The organism is Edwardsiella hoshinae NBRC 105699 = ATCC 33379 (assembly GCF_000474215.1).
In the GTDB taxonomy this organism is placed as follows: Bacteria; Pseudomonadota; Gammaproteobacteria; order Enterobacterales; family Enterobacteriaceae; genus Edwardsiella; species Edwardsiella hoshinae.
The window spans coordinates 1-766 of the sequence record NZ_BAUC01000105.1; the positions used below are offsets into that span (position 1 = coordinate 1).

Annotated in this window: 1 protein-coding gene; it reads right to left on the reverse strand. The window is 55.1% G+C overall.

All coding sequences use genetic code 11. From position 1 onward, the window contains the following. Positions 1–588, reverse strand: a 588-nt coding sequence (locus EHO01S_RS17230; RefSeq protein WP_024525092.1) for a phage portal protein family protein, incomplete at its 3' end; no start/stop codon positions are given. Positions 589–766 lie beyond the last annotated feature (178 nt).

Consider the following 766-nt stretch of genomic DNA (forward strand, 5'->3'; position numbering starts at 1 on the left):
GCGGGCGTTGGCTCGATGTATCAGCCAACCGAACGGCCACAGGGCATCACCATCCGGGTTGGTGCTATTCAGGCGCAGCTCATCGCCTTTTTCCGGCAATGAATTAAACCAATGATGCGGGCGTAAATGGAGGTATTGCGGGATAAGCACCTTTTCTACCGTGGCCCACTGGATCTCCTGGCAACTGAAGCCGTGGCCGATGGCCGTTGCGCCATTTAGGATCACATCCTCCAATTCCATAATGCCGCTAAACCACTCTTTCACAGCGGCGGTGGCGTTCTTCTCGACGCTGCTGGCGTTCTCCGGTGGCACGATAGTGCGCTCAAGCGTTAACAGGGCATTTTTACGTTTCTCCATCTCGGCAAAAACATGCCCATCACGCTCAAGCATATCTTCGAAAAAGCTGGCCTGCGCGCTGAGCATTCCCAGCTCGGCCTGTTGCAGAATGCGGGGCAGCTTTTTGATGGTCATACCCTTGGAGAGATGCTCCGGGTAACGTTGCACCGTCCCGGCCATCTGGATGGTCTGGCGGGTTTTTAACGCATCTTTTTTGAGTGGATTACCAAACTGGTCAACAATCTGTGGCATAACATCCTCACCAGGCACCGCCGCCTAAGCGTGCGCCGTCGTAACTGTGTCGTGATCGGGTGTGAATTTGGGTAGAGCTGGCGCGAGAGACGGCTAGCGACCACAGCATATGCAGGGCATCTGGGCCATCATCGTGATCGGCCATGGGGAAATGACGTAACTGATCCAACAACGTGGA